The following is a 23,002-nucleotide window of genomic DNA, read 5'->3' on the forward strand; positions in this document are numbered from 1 at the left end:
AAACGGGGGGGATGCGCGAAAAGACCTGCTGAATGGAGATACGACTCCGCAGATCAGCCGTCACGGGCTACCGGCGGGAGGAATCATTGCCCTTCTGGGCAACCACGATCTCGGCGTCGAGCGTCTTCACCGCCAGCCCGCGCGCTATGCCTTCGGCATCGGCGCCGTTGCGCGCCTGCACCGCCGCCTGCTTCCTGGTGATGATAAGCCCCTGCTGCAGCGCCCGTGGTCGTGAGGTCACACGCGCCCAGAACGGCCGGTTGCTTGACCTTGACCGCGTGAAGCGCGCGGCCATCGTCAGCCGGCCGACGTGGCGCACCGCATCTTCGGTCCAGCCTTCGGCCAAGCGGGCACCGGGCTCGATCAGCAGCAGCCAGTCGCTCCTGGCCTGCGCGATGCCGGCCTTGATGCCGCCGCTGGCCAAATAGGCGCAGCCGGCATGCTCGGCGACATAGTGCGTCTGGTCGGCCGAACCGAGGTCGCAGACGATCACCTCGCGCACCACGCCCTCTACGGCGGCGCCGACCAGCGAGGCCAGCGTGCGCGCCAGCCCCTCCTCGTCGTCTTTGGTTTCGATCAGAACGCTCAACATCCCTAGCCGCATATCCGAAAGCCGGCCGGAGCGCCAGTTTTGCAGCCAGGCCGACAAAGTTCTTGCTTTGTTCTCATTTCGGAAATAGGAATAGTTTCATGCTGGACGAATCGACGGACGGCGCCTTTCCCTTCGGGAGACAGTGAAATGGAACCCATTGCGCGTGCCGATATTGCTGCCTTCAAGGGCGGCGGAGCCGGGATGGCCAATGCCATGATCGAGGAAAGCGGCCTGCGCATCAATCATGAGCGCAGGCGCGGCCGCGGTGCCGGCGTCAATCCTTCCGGTCGCTACGAGCCGGTCAGCCGCCAGGTCTTCGACGACGGCTGGAGCACCATCGAGGAGCTGCCGCCGTTCAAGACCGAAGTGCAGGTCGAGAAGCCGCGCACCATCATCACGCGCAACGAATCGCCCGACATTTCCTTCGACCGCTCGATCAATCCCTATCGCGGCTGCGAGCATGGCTGCGTCTATTGCTTCGCCAGGCCGACGCACAGCTATATGGGTCTCTCTGCCGGGCTCGACTTCGAGTCCAAGCTGTTCGCCAAGCCCGATGCTGCGCGGCTGCTCGACCGCGAGCTGTCGAAGGACGGCTACCAGCCGCGCACGATCGCCATCGGCACCAACACCGACCCCTATCAGCCGATCGAAAAGCACTGGCGCATCATGCGCGAGGTCCTCGAAGTCCTGGAAGCTCGCAATCACCCTGTCGGCATCGTCACCAAGTCGGCGATGGTTGTCAGAGACATCGATATCCTGAGCCGTATGGCCGAGAAAGGCCTGGCCAAGGTGGCGCTGTCGGTCACAACGCTCGATCGCATGCTGGCCCGCACCATGGAGCCGCGTGCGGCAACACCGACCAAGCGGCTTGAGGCGATCCGGCAACTGTCGGATGCCGGCGTTCCTGTCTCGGTCATGGTGGCACCGATCATTCCCGGACTCACCGACCAGGAGATCGAGCGCATCCTCGATTCCGCAAAGGCCGCCGGTGCGACCGGCGCCGGCTACGTCATCCTGCGCCTGCCGCTCGAGGTCAGCCCTATCTTCAAGGACTGGCTGCTGCGCCATTACCCGGACAGCTACCGCCATGTGCTGTCCCTGGTCCGCTCGATGCGCGACGGCAAGGACTACGATTCCGAGTGGGGCAAGCGCATGAAGGGCAAGGGGCCCTATGCCTGGCAGATCGGCCGTCGCTTCGAGATCGCCGCCCAGCGCCTGGGCCTCAACTCCGTACGGACCCCGCTCAGGACCGACCTGTTCGAAGCGGCGCCCAAGGACCAGCTGCAGCTGACGCTGCTCTGACGATTGCGCGGGCCAGCCTGGCCCGCCGCTCAAGATCCCGTCCGGCCTCTCCCCGTGGCCAGCCGACGGTACCTTCCCGGGCCGCCGCCCCAATCGGCCGGGAAGGTCTTGCGGAGAATCGGAGCCGATGCGAGCATCGCCGCACTATGGCTCGCCCGCGTTCCGATTCTCCGCCCCTCTTCGAGTTCATCGACAAGCCCGACTTCGCCTTCGAGACGAAAGCGATCTCGGGAGGCCTGTGGCCATGCGCCGGCCTCGATGAGGCCGGGCGCGGACCGCTTGCCGGCCCCGTGGTAGCCGCGGCCGTCGTGCTCGATCCTGATAACATCCCCGGCGGCCTCGACGATTCCAAGCGGCTGACCGCCGCCCAGCGCGAGGCATTGTTCGACGAGGTCCTGCGCAAGGCGCTGGGCGTCGCCGTGGCCTCGGTCTCGGCCGACAGCATCGACCGCAGCGACATCCGCAAGGCAAGCCTGGAAGCGATGCGCCGCGCGCTGGTGGGCCTGCCTGTTATCGCGAAATCGGCCCTCGCCGACGGCCGCGACGTGCCGCCTGGCCTCGCCTGCACCTGCCGCGCCCTGGTCAAGGGCGACCAGCGCTCACAATCGATCGCCGCCGCCTCGATCGTCGCCAAGGTGACGCGCGACCGGATGATGTCGGCCTGCGGCTCGAACGACAATCGCTATGGCTTCGAAGTGCATATGGGCTATGCGACTGCCCGCCATCGGGCAGCCATCGTCGAGCATGGAGCGGCACTGCGCATCCATCGCGTATCCTTCGCACCATTCAGGGACTAGAGCCCGAACGACTGTGCGTCTATCCCTTGAGGGACGCTTCCTGAAAACAAAAAAGCCGCCGGAAATTCCAGCGGCTTTCTTCAGTGCTTTCGGCGCGCTCGAATTAGTTGAGCTTGGCCTTCAGTTCCTGAACCGAACCCTTGAACAGCTCGGCATTGGTCTTCGCGTCAGCCTTGCCGGCCAGAACCTGGCGGGCCGCTTCGACCGCGAGGTCGACTGCATTGGCGCGGACTTCGTTGATCGCCTCGCGCTCCGCCTGGCCGATCTTCTGCTCGGCAAGCGCGGTCCGGCGCGCAACGTATTCCTCGGTCTTCTTGTGCGCTTCTTCAGCAAGAAGGCCTGCTTCACGCTTCGCCGATTCGACGATCTCGGAGGCTTCCTTCTCCGCTTCCTTGCGCTTGCGCTGATACTCGGCGAGCAGCTGCTGGGCTTCTTCGCGCAGCTTGCGTGCATCTTCGAGTTCGGCACGAATGCGGTCGGCGCGGTCGTCGAGCGACTTCGACAGCATGCCCGGCACCTTCAGGTACAGGACAACCCCGACAAAAATAACGAGAGCGACTGTGGCCCAGAATGTTGCGTCCATGGCCTCTCTCCTACTTGCCCGCTGCCTTGACGGCGGCGGCGATGTCGGCCTTGTCGACCTTGCCCGCACCCAGAGCCTGGACGATCGCAGCTGCGGTGTCCTCGGCAATGGAGCCCACTTCCTTCATGGCGTTAGCCTTGATGGTAGCAATGCGGGTCTCGGCAGCGCTGAGCTTCTGGTCCAGCCCGGCTTCGACTTCCTTGCGCTTGGCTTCGGCTTCCGCCTTGGCCGCGTCGCGTGCGTCCTGGCCGATGGCGTTTGCCCTGGCCTTCGCCTCGGCAAGCTCCTGCTCGTATGCGGCAACAGCCGCATCCGCCTCGGATTTCATCCGGGCAGCCTGGTCGAGATCCCCGGCGATGCGATCGCGACGCACCTCGAGGATACCGCCGAGACGCGGCAGCACGACGTTCTTCAGGAAAAGATAGAACAGGCCGAAAGTGATCGCGAGCCACAACAGCTGCGACGGATAGGTCGACGAATCGAAAGGCGGAAACAACCCGCCGCCGCCATGCTCCGCACCCGTTTCCGTGTGCGCTGCAGTACCGGCATCGGTTTGAGCTTCCCCAGCCGCAGGCGCGACTTCCTCGGCATAACCCGGCGTGACAAACATCTCTTTCCCCTGTCATCTACCGGCCGCAACTTGCGGCCGGTCAACTCGCCTGCGCGGCTCTTATGCGAAGAGGAGCAGCAGAGCGATGAGGAGCGAGAAGATGCCCAGAGCTTCGGTCACGGCGAAGCCGAAAATCAGGCGGCCGAACTGGCCGTCGGCTGCCGACGGGTTGCGCAGAGCGCCCGACAGGTAGCTACCGAAAATGGTGCCCAGGCCGATGCCCGCGCCACCCATGCCGAGGGTCGCGATGCCTGCGCCGATTGCCTTTGCTGCGTCTACTTCCATTGTCCAACTCCTTGTGGATCGAAACTTAGTTGCGATTTCCCGACCGGCGGCGAGCCGCCGACGAACTCTTGCTCAGTGGCCCGGATGCAGGGCGTCGTTGAGATACATGCAGGTCAGAACCGCAAACACGTAGGCCTGCAGGAACGCGACCAAGACTTCCAGGCCGGTGATCGCGACCGTCATGAACAGCGGCAGGATCGAGCCGACGACGCCGACAGCGCCGAATGCGCTGAGCGAGGTGACGAACCCGGCAAAAACCTTGAGCGTGATGTGGCCGGCCAGCATGTTGGCGAACAGACGAACCGACAGGCTGATCGGACGCGACAGGAACGAGATCACTTCGATCAGCACGACCAGCGGCACCAGGATGCCCGGCACGCCCTGCGGCACGAACAGCTTGAGGAAGCCGAAACCGTGCTTCATGAAGCCGTAGACGATGACCGTACCGATGACCAGCAGCGCCAGCGCGAAGGTGACGATGAGATGACTGGTGACGGTGAAGAAGTAGGGGAACAGGCCGATCAGGTTGGCGACGAGCACGAACATGAACAGCGAGAATACCATCGGGAAGAACCGCATGCCCTGCGAACCCGCGGCGTCTCGAAGCATGGAGGCGACGAACTCGTATGACATCTCCGAAACCGACTGCATGCGGCTTGGCACAAGGCCACGGCTCGACGTCGTCAGGAACAGGAAGGCGCCTGCAGCGACCACGGTGGCAACCATGAAGGCAGCCGAATTGGTGAAGGAGAAGTCGAGGCCGCCGATCTCGATCGGAATCAATTTCGAGATCTGAAACTGATGAATTGGATCGTTGGCCACGCTGGCCCCCCTTCGCCTAAATTGCGCCTTGCAGCGCCGCTATTTCTTTTCCGGTCCGCCCGACTGCTTGTCGGCAGACCTGACACCGGCTTCTGTAACCATTCCCGCCGAACGCAGGACATTGAGCACACCGGCGCCGAAGCCGAGCAGCAAAAACACGATCAACCCCCAGGGCGACGTGCCTGCCGTCCGATCGATGATCCAGCCGATGCCGACACCCACTGCGATCCCGGCGATGAACTCGCTGGACAGCTTGAGCGCCTGGCCGTAGCCGGTCACGCCACTCGACCCTGTACTCTTTTCCCCGTCGCGCTCGGCCTGGCGTCTTGTCGCAAGTGTTGCTTCAAGCTGTCGCCGGCGGCGCTCGAGTTCATCGTCGCGAATGTCGTTTTCGGCTCGATTTTCAGGCCGGTCGTTTCCAGTTTCGCCTGGCCCTGGTGGCTTGGCCATCGCAAACTCCCGCCCGGTCCGAGCGTATCCGTTCGTCCGCTTCAAAGTCGCCGGCAACATAGTTAGAGGGCCCCTGCCCGTCAAGCCACGGGGGCGCCCATCTAACCAAGTATTTTATATAAGAAAATCATTGGGTTGGCGAAGTGCGACATCCTGCCCGCGACTCCGTCCGGCGATCAGCGGCCGAATCCCGCAACAATCCACCTTCCGGCCCGACTCCACGAGCCAGGCACGGACACGTCAGCTCCAGCCGCCGCCATAGGTGCGATAGAAGATATGCAGGCCGATCTTGGTCATCTTCTTCATGCCGCGAGCCCAGCCCGGATTGACGTAGTTGGCGTAGTAGTGGGTCGACGAGCCGACTTCCGGGATGAATATCTTGCCGGCGGTGACGGCCATGGCGACATCCTGGGCGGTCTTGTAGTGCGATGGACTGGCAACGCGGTCCTTGATGCCGTCGCAGGCGAACGAGAACTGGCAGCGATTGAACCAGCCGTCGTTCTGGTAGACGACGCCGCAGATGCTGCCGGGATAGGCAGGGTTGCGCACGCGGTTGAGGATGACCTGGGCGACCGCCGCCTGGCCGCGCACCGATTCGCCGCGCGCCTCGAAGTAGATGCCGTTGGCGAGGCAGGTCTGCTCGGCCTTGGAGAAGACGCTGGCCGGCAGCGGGTTCTGCAGCCAGCGGTGGTCGCCCTTGCCCATCGGCGGAATGAAGCGGCCGCTCGCCTCGTCCTCGTCGCGCAGCAGTGCCTCGAAAGGCGAAGCCTTGGCATAATCGGGCTCTGCCGGTGCATAGGCGGTGGCGAGGATGTCCGGTTTGTCGTTGTTGACCAGCGACGCCAGCATCGCCGGCACGCCGGAAGCCTGCCGCTTGGTTTCCTTGGCGTGGAAGGCCGCGGCGATCTCGACTTCCTTGCCCCTGATGTCGGGCTTGGCGAAGGTCATCTTGAGGCTGCTGTCGAGTGCGGGGCGAAGCAATGAGCTGGTGCGTTCGAATACCGAACCTGCGGTGAAATTCTTTGGCGGCGCAACCCGCGTGACATTGATGATGCGGCCCTTCTTGTCGACGCGGACGACGCGGTCCTCGTCGGGAAGGTCAGATGCGCCGAATTTCTTGCCGCGGAAGGAGACGGTGCCGACGCCGGCAATCTTGACGCCCGACCCGGAGATCGGGCCGGTGACAATGCCATCGACGAAGGGCATTTCGGCTGCGTGGACCGAACCGGCCGCAGCTTTCTCGACATAGGAACTCCAGCGGGTGCTCCGGCCTTCGAGGCCGGAGACGAGGCTGGTCATGTCCTGGTATGCGGCGACGGTGGGAAAGCCGAGCCAGATTCCGAGCCCGACAATGGCGGGCGCCAGGAACGAACGTCTCCCCTCGCGGGCAGCAGCAAACCGCCCCTTCACAACTCGTCGATGCACAGAAACTCTCCAGGACGCAACACACCCTACTGGAGACGAAAATGATGCATTAACCTTGATGGAGCGTTAACGGCGCAAGGGTGCGGCAATGTGCGAAGGGCCCGCGCGATGCGAGCCCCTCGATCCTTCATTTCTTCTTTTTGGCGCGCCCGGCGAACGGATTGTCCGAGGTGCGCAGCGCCATGCGGATCGGCACGCCGGGCATGTCGAAGGCTTCGCGCAGGTTGTTGACGAGATAGCGCACGTAAGACTGCGGCATCGCATCGGGGCGCGAGCATGAGACGACGAAGCCGGGCGGCCTGGTCTTTGCCTGGGTGATGTATTTGACTTTGAGCCGGCGGCCGGCGACGGCGGGCGGCGGATGATGGGCCAGAATGCCTTCAAGCCAGCGGTTGAGCTTGCCTGTCGAGATGCGGCTGTTCCAGACGCGGTGCGTCTTCATCACCGCGTCCATCAGCTTGTCGAGGCCGCGGCCCGTCTCGGCCGACATCGGCACCGCCTGCAGGCCGCGCGCCTGGGGCAACAGCCGCTCGGTCTTCTCGCGCAGTTCGGCAAGCGCTTCCTGCGGGTTGTCGATCAGGTCCCACTTGTTGAAGGCGATGACCGGCGCCCTGCCCTCGCGGATGATCAGGTCGGCGATCTGCAGGTCCTGCTTCTCGAACGGGATCGTCGCATCGAGCACGATGATGACGATTTCGGCGAAGCGGATGGCGCGCAGGCCGTCCTGAACCGACAGCTTTTCGAGCTTTTCCTGCACCCTGGCCTTGCGGCGCATGCCGGCAGTATCAAACATCTTGATGCTGCGGCCACGCCAATCCCAGTCGACCGAAATCGAATCTCGGGTGATGCCGGCTTCAGGCCCGGTGAGCAGGCGCTCCTCGCCGATCAGCGCATTGATCAGCGTCGACTTGCCGGCATTGGGCCGGCCGACGACGGCGATGCGCAGCGGCTTGGTCTCGTCATAGGCGTGGACATCCTCGGCGTCGGGATCGGCGATGTCCTCGCCGATCAGCACGTCGCTTTCGGCGATGTCGTCGGCATCGTCCTCGTCATCGGCGAACACGACTTCCTTGCCGAGCGCCTCGACGACGGCGTCACGCAGGTCGGGCATGCCCTGGCCGTGTTCGGCAGAAATCTGCACCGGCTCGCCGATGCCGAGTTCCCACGCCTCGAGCGCGCCGCCCTGGGCGCCGCGCGCCTCGGACTTGTTGGCAACGAGCACCACCGGCTTGCCGGAGCGGCGAACGATCTCGACGAAGGTACGGTCGTCAGGGGTCAGGCCGGCCTTGGCGTCGACCATGAAGAAGATGAGATCAGCTTCCTTGATGGCGATCTCGGTCTGCGCCCGCATGCGGCCCTGCAGGGTCGCAGCACCGGCATCCTCGAAACCAGCGGTGTCGATGACGTCGAAGACGAGGTCGTAGAGCTTGGCCGCATGGACGCGGCGGTCGCGCGTCACGCCGGGCGTGTCGTCGACAAGGGCGATCTTCTTTCCAACCAGCCGGTTGAAAAGAGTGGATTTGCCGACGTTGGGCCGGCCGATTATCGCAATCTTGAAAGCCATCGGGCCCGCATCACGACGCGTTGCCGGAACCGCGGATCAGTTCGGCCAGGAGGTTGGAGCGCTGACGCGCATTGCGCGGTGCGCCTTCATCGGAAGCGATCTGCTCGAACAGCTTGAGCGCGTCAGCGAGCTTGCCTTCCTTCCAGGCGGAGAGGCCGAGGGCCTCGCGGGCGGAATGGCGCAGCGGATTGGTGTCGTTGGTCAGCGCCTCGACGCGGCCCGACACGTCGGCGTAGGAGCCGTGGTCGACGAGCAGCATGGCGGCGCGCAGGCGAGCGATGTCGCGGATGACGTTCGGGATGGAGCTGTCGGCGGCCACTTCGTCGAAGCCGGCGATGGCAGCCTTGAAGTCGCCCTTGTCGGCCTGGACGGTGGCGGCACGCATGCTGGCCAGAAGCGGATAGGCGCCGTAGCCATCCTTCTCCAGCGCATCGAAGGCGGCGAGCGCCTCGTCGGCCTTGCCGGTATTGGCGAGCGTCAGCGCCTGCGAGAACTGGTCGCCGGAACGGTTGGCCTTGGTCTCGACCCAATATTCCCAGGCGACGAACAGGCCCGTGCCGATGACGACCAGGATGGCAAGGACAATGGCCAGGGGGCCATAGCGGTCCCACAGGGCCCTCGCCTGCTCCTGGCGAATTTCCTCGTTTACCTCCCGAAAGAAACTGTCGTCCGACATGCTATCCAACCACCTTTGCCCCCTCGGGGCCGTTTGAGCCTGCGTTTTAACGGAATTTCGCCGCCATGGAAGGGGGCGGGGTGGAAATTCGGTGGGCAGGGAGTTTCGCGGTCCGTTTGGGCACCTTCCCCTTCTTCCCTTGTGGGAGAAGGTGGATTGGCGCGCGGCGCCAAGACGCCACGCCCCGTTGCCGGTCTGGCCATTGTCATCCGTCGACAAGCTCAGGATGAGGTAGTTCGGGAAGCGGGGCGCGAGGCCGTGCCTTCCGATTGTAAGTTAGTGGCGCGACGTTCGCGCCCCGCCCGGTGTTCTTGCCCCGCTCAGTCGCCTCGGCTTTCACCGCCAGCCGCCGCAAGGCCCGGACTTGGGGGCTCATCACCCAGCAGGAGATCCGACCTCCTGCCAGCCCGGCACCGGCGCTTCCCCCCGCTGCCCGGTGCGCACCGGGGTCCCGTGGAAGATCGCGAGGATGAGGATACGGGAGGTGGAGAGGGGCGTGGAAAAACAGGCGCGGCTATCCACGCGGGTTGGTGACAGATGGTGACAGCCGGCACGGTTGCTTCGACAGCATTGGACCGCCGCTGCAGTTGCCACTTCACGGCATGGATCCCCGGGGTCTCCGCACGTCGCTTCGCTCCTGCTCCGCCCGAGGATGACGAAGGCACTGGTGGCTTTCGGCTAGCCTCCAAGGTTGGCACTTGGCAGGAAATGCCAGCCTGTGCGAGCAGAATGGGGCTGTGCCAACCGCTGAAGTAGATGATTAGCCACGACCCCAACGCCTTCGTCATCCTCGGGCGGAGCAGGAGCGAAGCGACGTGCGGAGACCCGGGGATCCATGCCGTGACATCGAAGACTACCCCCCACGATCCAGAATTTTGGACAACGTAGCGCCCAACAAAAATCACCGGCCGTGGAGAAGCAATCCACGTCGGCCATGCCCGCCGGCTGCGCTGAATTTCCGGCGCTGCATGCCGCATTCCACCGTGAACGCATCCATGCCACATTTCGGCCCTACCCGCCTGAAGTCGCCAAGCCCCCGAAATTGCATCGAAGTTCGACATGACCAAAGCGTTCCGCCTCTGTGCCCTGTTGTCCGCGTCGCTGGTGGCGCTGCCGGCGGTCGCCGGCCCTGCCCCCAAGGTCGAGGACGTCAAGGCGCCGCAGGTGGTGCTGATCTCGTTCGACGGCGCGCACGATGTCGCCCAGTGGCAGCGCAGCCGCAACCTCGCTGCCCGCACCGGCGCGCGCTTCACCTACTTCCTCTCCTGCGTCTTCCTGCTGTCGCGCGAGACACGCGGCGAGTACCAGGCGCCGGGCAAATCGGCCGGCAGGTCGAATGTCGGTTTTGCCATGAACAAGCAGGAGGTGGCCGACAGGCTTGGCCAGATCAATCTCGCTGCCGCCGAGGGTAACGAAATAGCCAGCCACGCCTGCGGTCATTTCGACGGCGGCAAGTGGAGCAAGGCCGAGTGGACCAAGGAGTTCGACGCGTTCTCGACCATCATGCGCGACACCTACAAGATCAACGGCATATCGCCCGAGCCGGCGGGCTGGGCGCAAATCACCGCCTCGGTGAAAGGCTTCCGGGCTCCGTACCTCTCCGACAGCAAGGGGCTGACGGCCGCGCTGCGCGACAAGGGCTTTGCCTACAACGCCAGCGGCGTGTCGCGCGGACCGGACGAACCCAAACTCGACGGCAGCATGATGGAATTTGCCCTGCCGCTGATACCCGAGGGCCCGTCGGAGCGGCGCATCATCGCGATGGACTACAATCTGTTCGTCCGCCATTCCGGCGGCGTCGACAAGCCTGACGAGGCGGCGAAATACGAAAGCCGCGCCTATGGCGCCTTCCGGCAGGCCTTCGACACGCAATATGCAGGCGGCCGGATTCCACTGCAGATCGGCTTCCACTTCACGCTGATGAACGACGGCGCTTATTGGCGCGCGCTGGAGCGCTTCGCCGGAGAGGTGTGCGTGAAGGCCGACGTCGAATGCATCAGCTATGCCGACTATGTGGCGCGGCGCAACGAGGCACCGGTGCAGACCGGCGGGTGACCCGGCGACTGGTTTTTTCAAGCGGGACGTTGACGCCCCTCCCCCTTGTGGCGAGGAGGGTGGAGGGCGTGCCTGGCTTTAAGCCGACGGTGGACCTCAAGCAGGATGCGGCGGCGTGTGTGACTTACCCCCGCCCCTTGCCCCTCCCCACAAGGGGGAGGGAGTCGTCGGCGTTGGAGCTAGGCAATCACGCCACCGGTTGATCTTCCGGCTTCAAGCCGGCCTTTTCACGTTCGAGATAACGCTGGTCGATGTCGGGTAGCGCGCCGCCCGACAGCGTCGCCTCGAAGGCACGCAGGCGCTTGTAGATCGAGATCAGTTCAACAATCGTCGGCCAGGCGCTGACAAGGTACTGGAATGAAGAACTGACCTGACTAAAGGCCGTCGATATCTGCTGCCAGATTCCAAGCGTTATCTTGCCCGCAGCGATAGTTGGGATGAGAATGAGACTGGAAAAAATGGCATCCGCCTGAAGGTAACCGGAGCGAATGACGTTGAAATAGGCGTAGTGGAAATAGAGGTTGAAATAATTGCGCCGAACATTCGCGAACAATTCGGCCACGGTTGGCGGCTGGGCGCGATCCGCATGATCCTCGCCATAAACCAGTTCCTTGCGATAGGCGGCCTCAACTCTCTGGTTCTTGAACTCGAGACCCGGCAGCTTGATGCCAAAGACCATCAGCAGGATGGTGCCAAAGAGCGACCAGAAGATCGCGGCGAAGACAAGCGAATAAGGTATCTGGCCAACGACAGGCAGCGCCGTGATGTGCGTGGACAGTTGGGCCAGTAGTGGCAAGAAGGCAATCAGCGTCATTGCAGAATCGACGAAGGCAACACCCAAGCCCTCAAGCGTCGTCGAGAAGCGCATCGTATCTTCCTGAACACGCTGGGAAGCGCCCTCGATATGGCGCAGCTTAGGCCAGTTGGCCATGTAGTAGTCGTTCATCGCCGTACGCCACCGGAAGATGTAGTGACTGACGAAAAAGCGTGTCACCACGAACAGGGAAACCGAGAAGAGGGCGATTCCGGCAAAGACCCAGATGAGGTCGTAAAGTTCGCCTGGCGTTACTGACCCGGCGGTCGATATGGCCTTCTGGAAAAGGTCGAAAAACGGTCCCCGCCATGTGTTCAGCGCAACATAGAGCTGAACCGAGGTGTAGGTGGAAAAAAGGATCGCCGACGATCCCAGGATCGACCAGCGCTGCCAGGGGTGCGGCGAGTACCAAGCCCAAAACGCGTAGAAGACCGCAACCAAAAACCCAAAATAAATGTAGAACCAAAGGAACGGGGCTGACCAGAAAATCCGGATCCCGAGTATCGGTGGAACACCGGCCGGCGCAGGCGGCAGGCCGAAGATGGCCCCTAATTGTTCACCCCCGAAGAACCAGAACAGCACCGCTGCAAGGCTCCAGACGGCGGCCGAGGTGAAAAACAGCTTCGGCTGCGGGAAGAAGGATACGAACACGGTTCCGGGTTCCTTTCGGAGACGGTGGCATTGCCAGTTGGCCGCATGAAGTCACACTTCGCGACACAAGGGAATCCCCGGCGGCGGCCGGTTGTTGCAATGCGCGCCGGATCGTGGCGATTTTCCGCACCGGAATATTACAGTTTGGTCATTTACACAGTCCGGGGACGACATGAACCAGTCAGCATATGCGGCAGCAGGGCTCTACGCCGCGCTCAACGGCCTGATCCTGCTGTGGCTGACGATGGCGACGGCGCTGGTCAGGCGCAAGCACATGGTGCTGATCGGCGACGGCGGGGTGGCGCGCTTGCACCGGACGATGCGCGGCCATGCCAATGCCATCGAGAACATTCCTATCATGCTGGTCTTGCTGGGTTTTGCCGCAGCACTCGGCGCGCCGGCGGTGGCGATCCATGTGCTGGGCTGCGCCTTCACCTTCGGCCGCGCGGTCCATGCCTGGCATTTCACCCATGAGCGGGCGGCGCAATGGCAGCGCGCGACAGGCTTCGGCCTAAGTGTGCTGGCGATCACTGTTGCGGCACTCGGCGTGCTCGGCCACGCCCTCGCATTGCTCTAGGCGCGGCACTCGCCCGGCACCGGCAGGGCCGGCCTGAAGCCGCGGCCAAGCGGCAAGTCGCCGAGCTCGCGCGCATCCATGCGTTCGATGTCGGGGTGGGAAAGCGGATCGCGCAGCCAGCCGAGAAAACGCTCTGTGTCGATGCCGTGGCTGTCGCGCTGGCTCTGAAGCAGCTTGGAAATGCTTGAGAAAATCTTCATTGGACTTCTCCTAAGCGTTGGTCCTTTCACGCTATTTTCGCTACAAACGCTCTGTCTTCAATCAAGAATGCCGCAGACGGAGTTTAGAAAATCTCAAGTCAGGCACTCAATCGCGTGCATCTCAACGGGCTCCGCGCGATGGAGAGCGTGGCGCGCTGCGGCTCGCTGGTCAAGGCCGCGGAAGAACTGGGCGTCTCGGTGAGCGCGGTGAGCCAGCAGATCACGCGCACCGAACGGCAGCTCGGCCGTGCGATCTTCCGACGCGGTGGGACAGGCCTCGTGCTGACCAGCTTCGGCGCGGAGTTCACGCGCCGGCTGAGTGCCGGCTTCCAGGAATTGTCGCGCGCGGTGGCGCTGGCCGACGAGACGAGCTCGAAGATGCTGGTGGTGTCGGTGGCACCCGCCTTCGCCTCGCGCTTCCTGGTGCCGCGGCTCAACCGCTTCAACCTGCGCTTTCCCGAGCTGAAGCTGAGGATCGATGCCTCGACCGGGCTGGTCGACCTCGACCACTCCGACGTCGATCTGGCGATCCGGATGGGCGACGGCAAATGGGCGGGCGTGCGGGCGGAACTGCTGCTGGCGCAGGAAGTGTTCCCGGTCTGCGCGCCGGCGCTGGCGGCGAAACTGCGGACGCCGGCCGATATCGCGCAGCTGCCGGTCATTTCGGACGAGAGCACGATGATCAGTTGGGAGCGCTGGTTCGAGGCGGCGGGTCTGGCGCCCTATCCGGTGCTGCCGGCAGGGCCCTCCTTCACCGACCCGATCCTCGGCATCGATGCGGCGATCGCCGGCCAGGGCGTGGCGCTGGCCTGGCAGCTGCTTTCGGCTGACGCGCTGGCCGACGGGCGGCTGGTGGCGCCGTTCGGCATCACGGTGGCGAGCGGCCTCGGCTACTACCTGGTGACGTCGGCTGCCGAGCGGCCGCCGCGCAAGGTCAGGGATTTTTCAGGCTGGCTGGCCGAGGAGGTCGCCGCGACGATGGCCCGGTTCGGGACCGGACCTCAGCCGGGGAAAGCGGCGTCGTAGGCCTCCGGCTTGAAGCCGACGATGCGGCGGCCGCCGAGGTCGAGCATCGGGCGCTTGATCATCGAGGGCTGGGCCAGCATCAGGGCAATGGCCTTTTCGGCGTCGAGGCCCTGCTTGTCGGCGTCGGGCAGTTTCTTGAAGGTGGTGCCGGCACGGTTGAGCACGGTCTCCCAGCCGAACTCCTTGACCCACGCCTCCAGGCTTGGGCGGTCGATGCCCGAGGCCTTGTAGTCGTGGAAATCGTAGGCGACGCCATGGCCCTCGAGCCAGGTGCGGGCCTTCTTGATGGTGTCGCAGTTCTTGATGCCATACATTTTGATGGGCAAGGTCGGCCTCCGCGTCTTGCGGCCGGGCAGGCTGTGCCGACTCGGCCGTTTCGGTTGCGGCTAGGTTGTACATCGAGCCCGGTTTGGCAAGCGCGCGGCATCGCCCTCGGCGGGGGCGGCACGTCTTGCAAAATGCCTCCGGATTAATTACATAGGAGGCTAATCATATCCATACTAATAAAAGGGGATCGACATGAGCGACGAAGGCCTGAAGGGCGCATTTTTCGACGAACTGCTGAAGGTCAACCGAAAGCTGCGGACCATGTTCGACGCCCGAGTCAAGAAGCGCGGGCTGACGCTGGCACGCGCCCGGCTGATGATGCAGATCGCCGAATGCGAAGGCAAGACGCAAGCCGAGCTGGCGGAGCTGATGCATATCGAGCAGCCGTCGCTGGTAGGGCTTATCGACGGGCTGGAAAAGAAGGGGCTGGTGGTGCGCTGCACCACCGACGACGACCGGCGCGCCAAGCGCATTTTCCTGACGCCGAATGCACGGCGCGAAGCCGACAGCATGATCGCCTTCGTCGCCGAACTGCGCAATCGGGTACTGGCCGGCGTCGACGATGCCGACATCGAGAGCGCTACCCGCGTGCTGAGCATCCTGAGCCGCAACATCGGCGAAGCCGCCTGCGAGTAGAGCTGACCAGAGATGCAGCAGGCACCAGACAGCGGCGAGGGCCGCGGTAAGGCGGCTGAGCCCGGGCAAACCGATGCGGCGACCCGGGCCGAGGGGCCTGCCGCGCCGCAGCCTGCTGCGCCTGCCGTCGCACCTCCGCCCTTCGTGCCCAAGCCGCAACTGATGGCAGCAGCCTATGTCTGCGCCTCGGTGGTGCTGGCACTGACACAGGGGCTGGGCATGAACCTGGTTGCCGCCAACATCCCGCAGATCCAGGGCTCCATTGGCGCGACGGTGACCGAGACGACGTGGCTGGTCGCCGCCTACATGGCGCCGAATGTCTCGCTGGCGCTGGCACTGATCAAGATCAGGACGCAATACGGCCTGCGTAATTTCGCTGAGCTGAGCATTCTCGGATTCGTGGTCGCCTGCGTGCTCAACCTGTTCATCTCCGACCTGCAGTCGGCGCTGGTCGTGCGCTTCATGAGCGGCATCGCGGCAGCACCGATGTCGACGCTCGCCTTCCTCTACATGCTGGAATCGTTCTCGCCGGAGAAAAAGCTGAATGTCGGTCTGCCGCTGGCGCTGACCAGCATCACGCTCGGCGCGCCGGTGGCGCGGCTGATCTCCCCTGCCCTGTTCGACATCGGCGGCTTTCATGCCGTGACCATGTTCGAACTCGGCATGGCGATGATCGCCTTCGCCCTGGTCTATGCCTTGCCGCTGGCACCGCAGCCGCGCGCCAAGGTGATCGAGAAGCTTGACGTGATCAGCTATTTGCTGATCGCCACAGGCTTCGGCGCGACGGCGATCGTGCTGGTGCTCGGGCGGCTCTACTGGTGGCTGGAAGCGCCGTGGATCGGGGCGCTTCTGGCGCTGGCGGTGGTGTGCATCACCATTGCAGCCGTCATCGAGCTCAACCGCAAGAACCCGCTGCTCGACATACGCTGGCTGGCGAGCCCGCCGATCCTGCATTTCACCGGCGTACTGCTGATGTTCCGCCTGGTGCTTTCCGAGCAGACGCTGGGCGCCTCCAGCCTGTTCCAGGCGCTCGGCCTCAGCAACGAACAGACGCGGGCGGTCTATTGGGTGATCCTGGTGGCCTCGATCGCCGGCGGGCTGACCTGTGCGGCGCTGATGAAGCACGGCAAGGAGGAGCGCATCCACATCGCGGCGCTGATCCTGATCGCCATCGGCGCCTACATGGACAGCCGCGCCACCAACCTGACGCGGCCGGAGCAGGTGTTCTACAGCCAGGCACTGATTGCCTTTGCCGGGGCGCTGATCCTGCCGCCGGCGATGAAGAGCGGGCTGATGTCGGCGCTGAAGAAGGGGCCGAACTACATCCTCAGCTTCATCATCGTGTTCCTGACCACCCAAAGCCTGGGCGGGCTGCTGGGCTCGGCGGTGTTCACCACTTTCGTCACCAGCCGCGAGCAGTTCCACCACAATGTGCTGGTCGAGCACATCGCGCTGACCGACCCGCTGGTGGCGCAGCGCGTGGCCCAGCTTGGCGGCGCCTATTCGCGCGTCATCACCGATAAGGGTTTGCTCAACGCCGAAGGCCTGCAGCTCTCGTCGCAGCAAGCGACGCGCGAAGCGTATGTGCTCGCTTACAACGACGCGTTCCTGCTGATCACGGTGATCGCACTGACGTCGCTGGTCCTGCTTCTCGTCCACATCGCCATCGTGGCTTTCCGCAACCGGACAGCCACCCCTACACTCCCAGCCACCGCGTGAACCGCCATGCTATCGAAAAGCCTCCATCTCCTCCGGTCCGCCAGCACCATCCTGGCCATCGTCCTCGGCATCGCCGGGCTGACGCTGATCCTCTATGTCTGGCACCTGCCGCCGTTCAAGAGCGCGGTCGAGATCACCGAAAACGCCTATGTGCGCGGCCAGCCGACCATCCTGGCGCCGCAGCTGTCGGGCACGATCGCCGACGTCGCGGTGCAGGATTTCCAGGACGTCAAGGCAGGGCAGCTGCTGGTCCGGATCGACGACCGCATCTTTGTCCAGAAGCTGGAACAGGCGCGGGCGACGCTAGCATCGCAGCAGGCGGCACTGGCGAATTCCGAGCAGCAGCGGCACTCGGCCGAGGCACGCGTCACGTCGGCGGAAGCGCAGGTGGCTTCGGCCAAGGTCGCCTATGACAACGCCCTGGCGAGCTGGGGCCGGATCGAACCGCTGCTGGCGCGCGGCGTGTCGACGCTGAGCGAGGCCGACAAGTCGCGCACCGCGCTCGAGCAGGCACGTGCCGCCCACAGCCAGGCGGAAGCGGCACTCGAGGTGTCGCGGCAGGACCTGCAGGCGACCATCGTCAGCCGGCAGTCATTGGAGGCAGCAGTCTCGGGCGCGGAGGCGACCGTGCATCTCGCCGAGATCGATCTCAAGAACACGCGCATCGTGGCACCCGAGGACGGCCGGCTCGGCGAGGTCGGCGCCCGGCTCGGGCAGTATGTGGCGCCTGGCACGCAGCTGATGGCGCTGGTGCCGAAGCGCATCTGGGTGGTCGCCAACTTCAAGGAAACCCAGCTTGGCGGCATGAAGGTGGGCCAGCCGGTGACATTCACTGTCGATGCGCTGGGTCATGCCCGCCTCGACGGCCATGTCGAGCGCTTTGCCCCGGCGACGGGTTCGGAATTCAGCGTGCTGCGGCCCGACAACGCCACCGGCAACTTCACCAAGGTGGCGCAGCGCCTGCCGGTGCGCATCGGCATCGATCCGGGCCAGGCGATGGCCGACAGGCTGGCGCCCGGCATGTCGGTGGTGGTCAGCATCGACACGGATTCGCAGCCGCTGGTCGAAACCGCAGCGCACTAGGCGAGGTCGGACCGCTTCCTCATCAACGCGGCATTCGCTCGAATGTCTGCAACGACGCATCCATCGTGTCCCAGGCATTGGCGCGGATGCCGTATGTGACCGCATGCGGATTGAATTGGCCCGGGTCGTCGAGGCTGGCCGCATGGATCGCGATCAGCTCCGGCATCGCGACGAATGTCAGGTAGACCGGCGTGCCACAGGTCGGGCAGAAGGCGTGGATCTTTTCGTTGCCACTGTCGGCCGTTACCCGCCAGGTTTTCGCTTCGCCCGTGACCGTGACATCGGCCTGCCGGGCGAAGCTGAGATATGATCCATGCCCGGTGCCGCTTCGCTGCTGGCAATCGCGGCATTGGCAGTGGTTTTCGAAGACGGGCGTGCTGCTCGTTTCATAACGGATCGCGCCGCACGCGCACCCGCCGGTATAGCGCTTGGTCATTGTCATTCCCCTTCAGGCCGCCTTCGGCTTGGCAAACACGTCGAGGGCGCGGCCGGTTTCGAGGAAGGATTTGAGGCTGGAGAGCACGATCGGCCAGCCCTTGCTGATGCCGTTCGCCATCCCGCTGCCGGCTTCGAGTTCGTCATGGCTGACGGTCAGCCGAACCATGCCCTCATATTCGTCAATATCGAACGTAACCCTGCTGTGGCTTGCCGGATCGGCGGCCTGCGAGGCGTTCGCCCAACTGATGACGAGACGGGTCGGTGGCGAGACGTCGATGACGTTGCCGACGAGTTCGACGGTCCGCTCGTCATTGGCGCGGACATGTTCCCATTTCGAACCGGGGTTCCAGTCGGAGACGTTCTCGTGGCCCCAATAGCGCCTGGCGACGTCCGGTTTCGTTATGGCCTCGAACACCTTTGCGGGTGTCGAGAGAATGTAGGTCACGTAAACAAAGCTGGTCTTCTCTTTGGTCATCGTCACTCTCCTTCGAGTTCCTTCTTCAGATCGTGCAGCAAGCTGAGCCGCTGACGTTCGAATTTCCGCACCCAACGTTCGTAGACTTCGTGCAACGGCACGGGGTTGATGAAATGCAGCTTTTCCCGGCCACGCCTGACCGTGCTCACCAGATTGGCCGCCTCCAGAATCCCGAGGTGCTGCGTGGCGGACTGGCGGGCCATCTCAAGATTTTCGCAAAGCTGGCCGAGCGTCTGCCCGTTCTTCTCGTAGAGAAGGTCAAGCAGCCTCCTGCGTGTCGGGTCGGCCAGTGCCTTGAAAACGTCGTCAGCGTTCATCGGTCTCACTCATGTGAGAGACAATATGCAGGTAAATGCCTGCATGTCAAATCACGGCGCATGCCTGCTGACAAAGGGCGACCCTTGCAGAGCCCGGCAGGCTCCAAACTCTGCTTGCAAACAAAAAGGGCGCCACCGCGTGGTGGCGCCCTTTCCGTGCAAGGCGTCGGGGGCTTACGCCTTGCGGTGGGTCGGGTAGCTCGACGAGAAGATTTCCTCGACCGGCGGATGGCTGAAGGTGCGCAGCGGGTACTTGGCGATGACGCCGTCGAACTGCGTCTGCGCGCGCTTGCGATATTCACGGTCGTCGACACCCGGGATGACGCCATTCTCCATGACGAAGCGGCCGGCGATCATCACGGTCGAGACCGACCGGGCCGAGGCGTTGAGCATCAGCGTCTGGATCGGGTCGATGGTCTGGCCCATGAACGGGTCGTCGAAATCGACGACGATCAGGTCGGCGGCGGAGCCGGGCTGCAGGCGGCCGAGGTCGGGACGGTTGAGCGCGTCGGCGCCGCCAAGGGTGGCGGCATCATAGTAGTCCTCGGAGCGGCAGCCGTCGGTACCGCTTTCCTCGATGCGGCAGAGCATCATGCCGACCTGCATGTTGAGGAACATGTCCGGCGGGTAGGTGTCTGTGCCGAGACCGATGCGGATGCCCATGTCGCGGTACTTGCGGAAGGACTGGAGCGCGTTGCCGTGGCGGGCCGAGACCAGCGGGCAGTGGGCGATGGTGCCGCCGCCGTCGCGCAGGATCTCCAGGTCCCTGCCCGGCCGGTCGATGCCGTTGCGGCCACTGACATGGGTGCCGTGCGGCAGGATCGCGCGCGGCGACAGGAAGCCCAGGCTTTCGAGCCATTCGGCCGGGCTCATGCCGCGCAGCTTGAGCACGCTCTGGTACTCGAACGGCGACTGGCAGCAATGCAGGCGGATCGGCACGTCGAGCGCCTCGGCCGCGGCCGCTGAGGCCTTCAAGAGTTCGGGCGTGCAGGTCTCGATGCGGTCGGGGGCGAGCATGGTGCGGATCAGGCCATTGGCCTGGCCCTCGAACTTGCGGCAAAAATCGACCGCATCGGCGAGACCGTCGAGGCCGCGTTCCTCGTCGAAATGGTAGTCGATGGTGCCGTCGCGGCGGACGAAGCTGTTGCCCGAGCGGTAGGCTGGGCCGAGATAGACGCGCAGGCCGAGGTCACGCGCGGCTTCGGCGGCAGCGCTGAACTCGCCTGTCGTTTCGCCCCACTGGCGGTAGAACAGCGAGGCGATGGGCAGCGCGGTGGTGATGCCGGAGCGGATCAGCCTGGAGAAGGCGTAGCGCTTCTGGAACGCCAGCTCTTCCTCCGAGTACATCTCGAAGGGGCCGCTTTCCATGTAGGTTTCGGGCCAGATGCGGCCCTTCTTGACCGCTGGCTGGTTGTCGTAGCCGAGCACGGTGGTGTCGAGGTCGGACAGCGCGTCGAGATCGACGAAGCCGGGGCCGATGAGCGCGTTGCCATAGTCGATGCGGCGAGCGACGGGGCCCTCATAGCCGTGGCCGACGAAGAGCACGCGGTCGCCTGATACAACGACTTCGCCATTGGGATAGAGCGCGTGGCGGCCGTCGACATGGCCGACGACCCAGCGGGCGGTGAGAAGCAAAGGTTCGGTCATTTCAAATTCTCATTCGACAGTGAAAAGGGCTTGGCCATCGCGCGCCACCGGTTTGCCGCGCTTGAGCACCAGCTTGCGCTTCGGACGGGCGGCAACGGCTTCCGGCACGGTCTCGGCATCGAGCAGGACGATGTCGGCGAAGGCGCCTTCGCGCAGGCCGTAGTCGGCGAGCTCCATGACGTCGGCGCCGCCCTGGGTGCAGATATGCAGGGCGTATTCGACGTCGGCGTCGTTGCGGAAATTGTTGCGCAGGCCGATGAACAGCGCGCGCTCCAGCATGTCGAGATTGCCGTAGGGACCCCAGGTGTCTCGGATACCGTCGGAGCCGGCGCAGAGACGCACGCCGGCACGGCGCAGCTCGGCCGCCATGGGCACGGGACGCGATGCCGGCGCCGTGGTGGCAATGGCGATGTCCTGATGCGCCAACTGCTCGGTGAGCGAAGCGGCGCGGGCGCGGTCGGTCATGCCGAGGCAGAAGGCATGGCTGATGGTGACCTTGCCCTGCATGCCGAGCGCGCGGGTCCGTTCGATGATCATCTCCATCGAGAAGGCGCCGAGGTCGTCGGCTTCGTGGAGGTGGATGTCGATCGGCTTGCCGTGCTTCTCGGCGAGGCCGAAGATGGCGTCGAGCTGGCCCTTGGGGTCGCGGTCGATGCCGCAGGGGTCGAGGCCGCCGACGATATCGGCCCCATTGGCAAGGGCTTCGTCCATCAGCTCCAGCGTGCCGGGGCGGATCATCAGGCCCGACTGCGGGAAGGCGACGATCTCGATGTCCATGACATCGCGGAAGCGTTCGCGCGTGGCGGCCACGCCCTCGAAGCACCACAGCTTCTGGTCGGTGTCGATGTCGACATGGCTGCGGATGGCGGTGGTGCCGTGCGAGGCGGCGAGCGCCACCTGGCGCGCCGACTGGCGGGCGGGATCGATGTTGAGTTCGCGGCGCAGGCGGCGCTCGGTGGAAATCTTGTCTTCAAGAGCCGGGCCGGCCTGATGGACATGCCAGCCCATGCCCCACAGCGACTTGTCGAGATGGGCGTGCGCCTCGATCAGGCCGGGAATGGCGATCGCGCCGCCGCCGTCCTCGACCTCGGCAGCCGAGGCGTCGGCCTTGCCGATGCGGACTATGCGGCCGTCGCGGATGAGGATGTCGGTCGCAGCACCACCGAAGGGCCGGACGTTCCTGAGGAGAAGTTCTTTCATTTCAGCACCGCTGCATTCTCGAATTTCAGTGGAGCCGGGCGCGGACGCCCGGCGCATTCCCTGGGTCAGCCGGCGACCTTTTCCGGCTTCGATACGGCATAGCCGGCGGCTTCCTCGTGGTGGAGAAGCTCGGCCGGACGCTTGAGCACGAACTGGTTGTCGGCGACGATGTAGTTGTCGGCATGCAGCCGGGCGATCGGCTGGTAGACCTCCGGCCGGACGTAGCGGCCACGCTCGTCGAGGCATTCGTCGCGGACATACATCTGCACGACTTCGCCGATGACGATGGTGCGGCGGCCGTAGTCGAGGATCTGCGATACGCGGCACTCCATGGCGCAGGGCGATTCCTCAATGCGGGGCGCCGCAACCTTGACCGACGGCGTGCTGGTCAGGCCGGCCAACTCGATCTCGTCGACGTCGCTTGGGAAGTTGATGCCGGTGACGATCATCTCGTTGGCGATCGCCATGTCGACCATGTGGACGACGAACTCGCCCGAGCGCCTGATATTGGCGACGGTATCCTTGGCGGTGCCGTCGGGGCGGGTCTGCATGCCGAGGATGAGCAGCGGCGGCTCGTGCGAGAAGACATTGAAGAAGCTCATCGGCGCGGCGTTGTTGCAGCCGTGTTCGTCGATGGTGGTGACGAGCGCTATGGGACGCGGCCCAACGAAGCTGCACAGCAGCCGGTAGCGATCGTTTTCGGGCAGCTCGGCGAAATCGAAATCCATTTT

The 23,002-nt window shown here is 64.3% G+C and carries 26 protein-coding genes; 8 read left to right on the plus strand and 18 right to left on the minus strand.

All coding sequences use genetic code 11. The features are described 5' to 3' along the window. Positions 1-67: 67 nt before the first annotated feature. Positions 68-592, minus strand: coding sequence for a glycosyltransferase family protein (locus O1Y97_RS21595; protein WP_318762315.1), 525 nt, complete (start codon positions 590-592; stop codon positions 68-70). 147 nt (positions 593-739) lie between these two features. On the opposite strand from O1Y97_RS21595, the gene O1Y97_RS21600 reads away from it, so the two are divergent. Next, complete coding sequence (locus O1Y97_RS21600; protein WP_108608994.1) at positions 740-1,894, plus strand: PA0069 family radical SAM protein; 1,155 nt, start codon at positions 740-742, stop codon at positions 1,892-1,894. Between the two features lie 146 nt (positions 1,895-2,040). Beyond that, on the plus strand, positions 2,041-2,691 hold the full coding sequence (locus O1Y97_RS21605; RefSeq protein ID WP_318762316.1) for a ribonuclease HII: 651 nt from the start codon (positions 2,041-2,043) through the stop codon (positions 2,689-2,691). Between the two features lie 103 nt (positions 2,692-2,794). Here the strand turns inward: O1Y97_RS21605 and O1Y97_RS21610 are convergent, their stop codons facing one another. The 8 genes from O1Y97_RS21610 to O1Y97_RS21645 all read right to left on the minus strand — a co-directional run bounded on the left by O1Y97_RS21610 (position 2,795) and on the right by O1Y97_RS21645 (position 9,106). Beyond that, positions 2,795-3,274, minus strand: coding sequence for a F0F1 ATP synthase subunit B (locus O1Y97_RS21610; protein WP_055978225.1), 480 nt, complete (start codon positions 3,272-3,274; stop codon positions 2,795-2,797). A gap of 10 nt (positions 3,275-3,284) precedes the next feature. Further along, on the minus strand, positions 3,285-3,884 hold the full coding sequence (locus O1Y97_RS21615; RefSeq protein ID WP_108608996.1) for a F0F1 ATP synthase subunit B: 600 nt from the start codon (positions 3,882-3,884) through the stop codon (positions 3,285-3,287). 60 nt (positions 3,885-3,944) lie between these two features. Further along, positions 3,945-4,169 (minus strand): F0F1 ATP synthase subunit C, encoded by a 225-nt coding sequence (locus O1Y97_RS21620; protein WP_055978221.1) that lies wholly within the window; start codon positions 4,167-4,169, stop codon positions 3,945-3,947. Positions 4,170-4,241: 72 nt separating this feature from the next. After that, positions 4,242-4,991, minus strand: coding sequence for a F0F1 ATP synthase subunit A (locus tag O1Y97_RS21625; RefSeq protein WP_108608997.1), 750 nt, complete (start codon positions 4,989-4,991; stop codon positions 4,242-4,244). 39 nt (positions 4,992-5,030) lie between these two features. Continuing rightward, positions 5,031-5,441, minus strand: coding sequence for an AtpZ/AtpI family protein (locus O1Y97_RS21630; protein WP_318762317.1), 411 nt, complete (start codon positions 5,439-5,441; stop codon positions 5,031-5,033). Between the two features lie 240 nt (positions 5,442-5,681). Further along, positions 5,682-6,866 (minus strand): cell wall hydrolase, encoded by a 1,185-nt coding sequence (locus tag O1Y97_RS21635; protein ID WP_318762318.1) that lies wholly within the window; start codon positions 6,864-6,866, stop codon positions 5,682-5,684. A gap of 127 nt (positions 6,867-6,993) precedes the next feature. Continuing rightward, positions 6,994-8,430, minus strand: coding sequence for a ribosome biogenesis GTPase Der (gene der / locus O1Y97_RS21640; RefSeq protein WP_108609000.1), 1,437 nt, complete (start codon positions 8,428-8,430; stop codon positions 6,994-6,996). Positions 8,431-8,440: 10 nt separating this feature from the next. Then, positions 8,441-9,106 carry a tetratricopeptide repeat protein gene (locus O1Y97_RS21645; RefSeq protein ID WP_108609001.1) on the minus strand — a complete coding sequence of 222 codons (666 nt, stop codon included), beginning with the start codon at positions 9,104-9,106 and terminating at the stop codon, positions 8,441-8,443. A 1,059-nt stretch (positions 9,107-10,165) separates the two neighbouring features. Between O1Y97_RS21645 and O1Y97_RS21650 the strand changes: the two genes are divergently transcribed. Then, complete coding sequence (locus tag O1Y97_RS21650; RefSeq protein ID WP_318762319.1) at positions 10,166-11,161, plus strand: polysaccharide deacetylase family protein; 996 nt, start codon at positions 10,166-10,168, stop codon at positions 11,159-11,161. Positions 11,162-11,348: 187 nt separating this feature from the next. On the opposite strand, the gene sbmA is transcribed toward O1Y97_RS21650, so the two are convergent. Further along, positions 11,349-12,626: a peptide antibiotic transporter SbmA gene (sbmA, locus tag O1Y97_RS21655; protein ID WP_318762320.1), complete on the minus strand. Its 1,278-nt coding sequence runs from the start codon at positions 12,624-12,626 to the stop codon at positions 11,349-11,351. Between the two features lie 172 nt (positions 12,627-12,798). Between sbmA and O1Y97_RS21660 the strand changes: the two genes are divergently transcribed. Further along, the gene (locus O1Y97_RS21660; RefSeq protein ID WP_318762321.1) at positions 12,799-13,203 is read left to right on the plus strand and encodes an MAPEG family protein; all 405 of its coding nucleotides are present in this window, start codon (positions 12,799-12,801) and stop codon (positions 13,201-13,203) included. On the opposite strand, the gene O1Y97_RS21665 is transcribed toward O1Y97_RS21660, so the two are convergent. After that, positions 13,200-13,403 (minus strand): hypothetical protein, encoded by a 204-nt coding sequence (locus O1Y97_RS21665; protein ID WP_108609005.1) that lies wholly within the window; start codon positions 13,401-13,403, stop codon positions 13,200-13,202. The genes O1Y97_RS21660 and O1Y97_RS21665 overlap by 4 nt on opposite strands. 114 nt (positions 13,404-13,517) lie before the next feature. Between O1Y97_RS21665 and O1Y97_RS21670 the strand changes: the two genes are divergently transcribed. Then, positions 13,518-14,429, plus strand: a complete 912-nt coding sequence (locus O1Y97_RS21670) for a LysR substrate-binding domain-containing protein (RefSeq protein WP_318762322.1) — start codon at positions 13,518-13,520, stop codon at positions 14,427-14,429. Here O1Y97_RS21670 and O1Y97_RS21675 read toward each other — a convergent pair. Next, positions 14,405-14,755, minus strand: a complete 351-nt coding sequence (locus O1Y97_RS21675) for an ArsC family reductase (protein WP_318762323.1) — start codon at positions 14,753-14,755, stop codon at positions 14,405-14,407. The two genes, O1Y97_RS21670 and O1Y97_RS21675, sit on opposite strands and share 25 nt — an antisense overlap. A gap of 193 nt (positions 14,756-14,948) precedes the next feature. Between O1Y97_RS21675 and O1Y97_RS21680 the strand changes: the two genes are divergently transcribed. The 3 genes from O1Y97_RS21680 (at position 14,949) to O1Y97_RS21690 (ending at position 18,194) form a co-directional block, all read left to right on the plus strand. Further along, the gene (locus O1Y97_RS21680) at positions 14,949-15,392 is read left to right on the plus strand and encodes a MarR family winged helix-turn-helix transcriptional regulator (protein WP_183263677.1); all 444 of its coding nucleotides are present in this window, start codon (positions 14,949-14,951) and stop codon (positions 15,390-15,392) included. A gap of 162 nt (positions 15,393-15,554) precedes the next feature. Further along, on the plus strand, positions 15,555-17,111 hold the full coding sequence (locus O1Y97_RS21685; RefSeq protein ID WP_318764256.1) for an MFS transporter: 1,557 nt from the start codon (positions 15,555-15,557) through the stop codon (positions 17,109-17,111). Between the two features lie 6 nt (positions 17,112-17,117). Beyond that, positions 17,118-18,194 carry an HlyD family secretion protein gene (locus O1Y97_RS21690; RefSeq protein ID WP_318762324.1) on the plus strand — a complete coding sequence of 359 codons (1,077 nt, stop codon included), beginning with the start codon at positions 17,118-17,120 and terminating at the stop codon, positions 18,192-18,194. A 22-nt stretch (positions 18,195-18,216) separates the two neighbouring features. On the opposite strand, the gene O1Y97_RS21695 is transcribed toward O1Y97_RS21690, so the two are convergent. From O1Y97_RS21695 to O1Y97_RS21720, 6 genes are all read right to left on the minus strand, one after another. Beyond that, positions 18,217-18,630: a GFA family protein gene (locus O1Y97_RS21695; protein ID WP_318762325.1), complete on the minus strand. Its 414-nt coding sequence runs from the start codon at positions 18,628-18,630 to the stop codon at positions 18,217-18,219. 12 nt (positions 18,631-18,642) lie between these two features. Next, the gene (locus O1Y97_RS21700) at positions 18,643-19,107 is read right to left on the minus strand and encodes an SRPBCC family protein (RefSeq protein WP_108609012.1); all 465 of its coding nucleotides are present in this window, start codon (positions 19,105-19,107) and stop codon (positions 18,643-18,645) included. A 2-nt stretch (positions 19,108-19,109) separates the two neighbouring features. Further along, positions 19,110-19,424 carry an ArsR/SmtB family transcription factor gene (locus O1Y97_RS21705; protein WP_108609013.1) on the minus strand — a complete coding sequence of 105 codons (315 nt, stop codon included), beginning with the start codon at positions 19,422-19,424 and terminating at the stop codon, positions 19,110-19,112. Positions 19,425-19,598: 174 nt separating this feature from the next. Continuing rightward, complete coding sequence (locus O1Y97_RS21710; RefSeq protein WP_318762326.1) at positions 19,599-21,071, minus strand: amidohydrolase family protein; 1,473 nt, start codon at positions 21,069-21,071, stop codon at positions 19,599-19,601. Positions 21,072-21,080: 9 nt separating this feature from the next. Beyond that, complete coding sequence (locus tag O1Y97_RS21715) at positions 21,081-22,271, minus strand: amidohydrolase family protein (RefSeq protein WP_318762328.1); 1,191 nt, start codon at positions 22,269-22,271, stop codon at positions 21,081-21,083. Between the two features lie 65 nt (positions 22,272-22,336). Next, the gene (locus O1Y97_RS21720) at positions 22,337-22,999 is read right to left on the minus strand and encodes a flavin reductase family protein (protein ID WP_108609016.1); all 663 of its coding nucleotides are present in this window, start codon (positions 22,997-22,999) and stop codon (positions 22,337-22,339) included. Positions 23,000-23,002: the final 3 nt, after the last annotated feature.

Source organism: Aminobacter niigataensis (genome assembly GCF_946995915.1).
GTDB classification, from domain to species: Bacteria; Pseudomonadota; Alphaproteobacteria; order Rhizobiales; family Rhizobiaceae; genus Aminobacter; species Aminobacter niigataensis.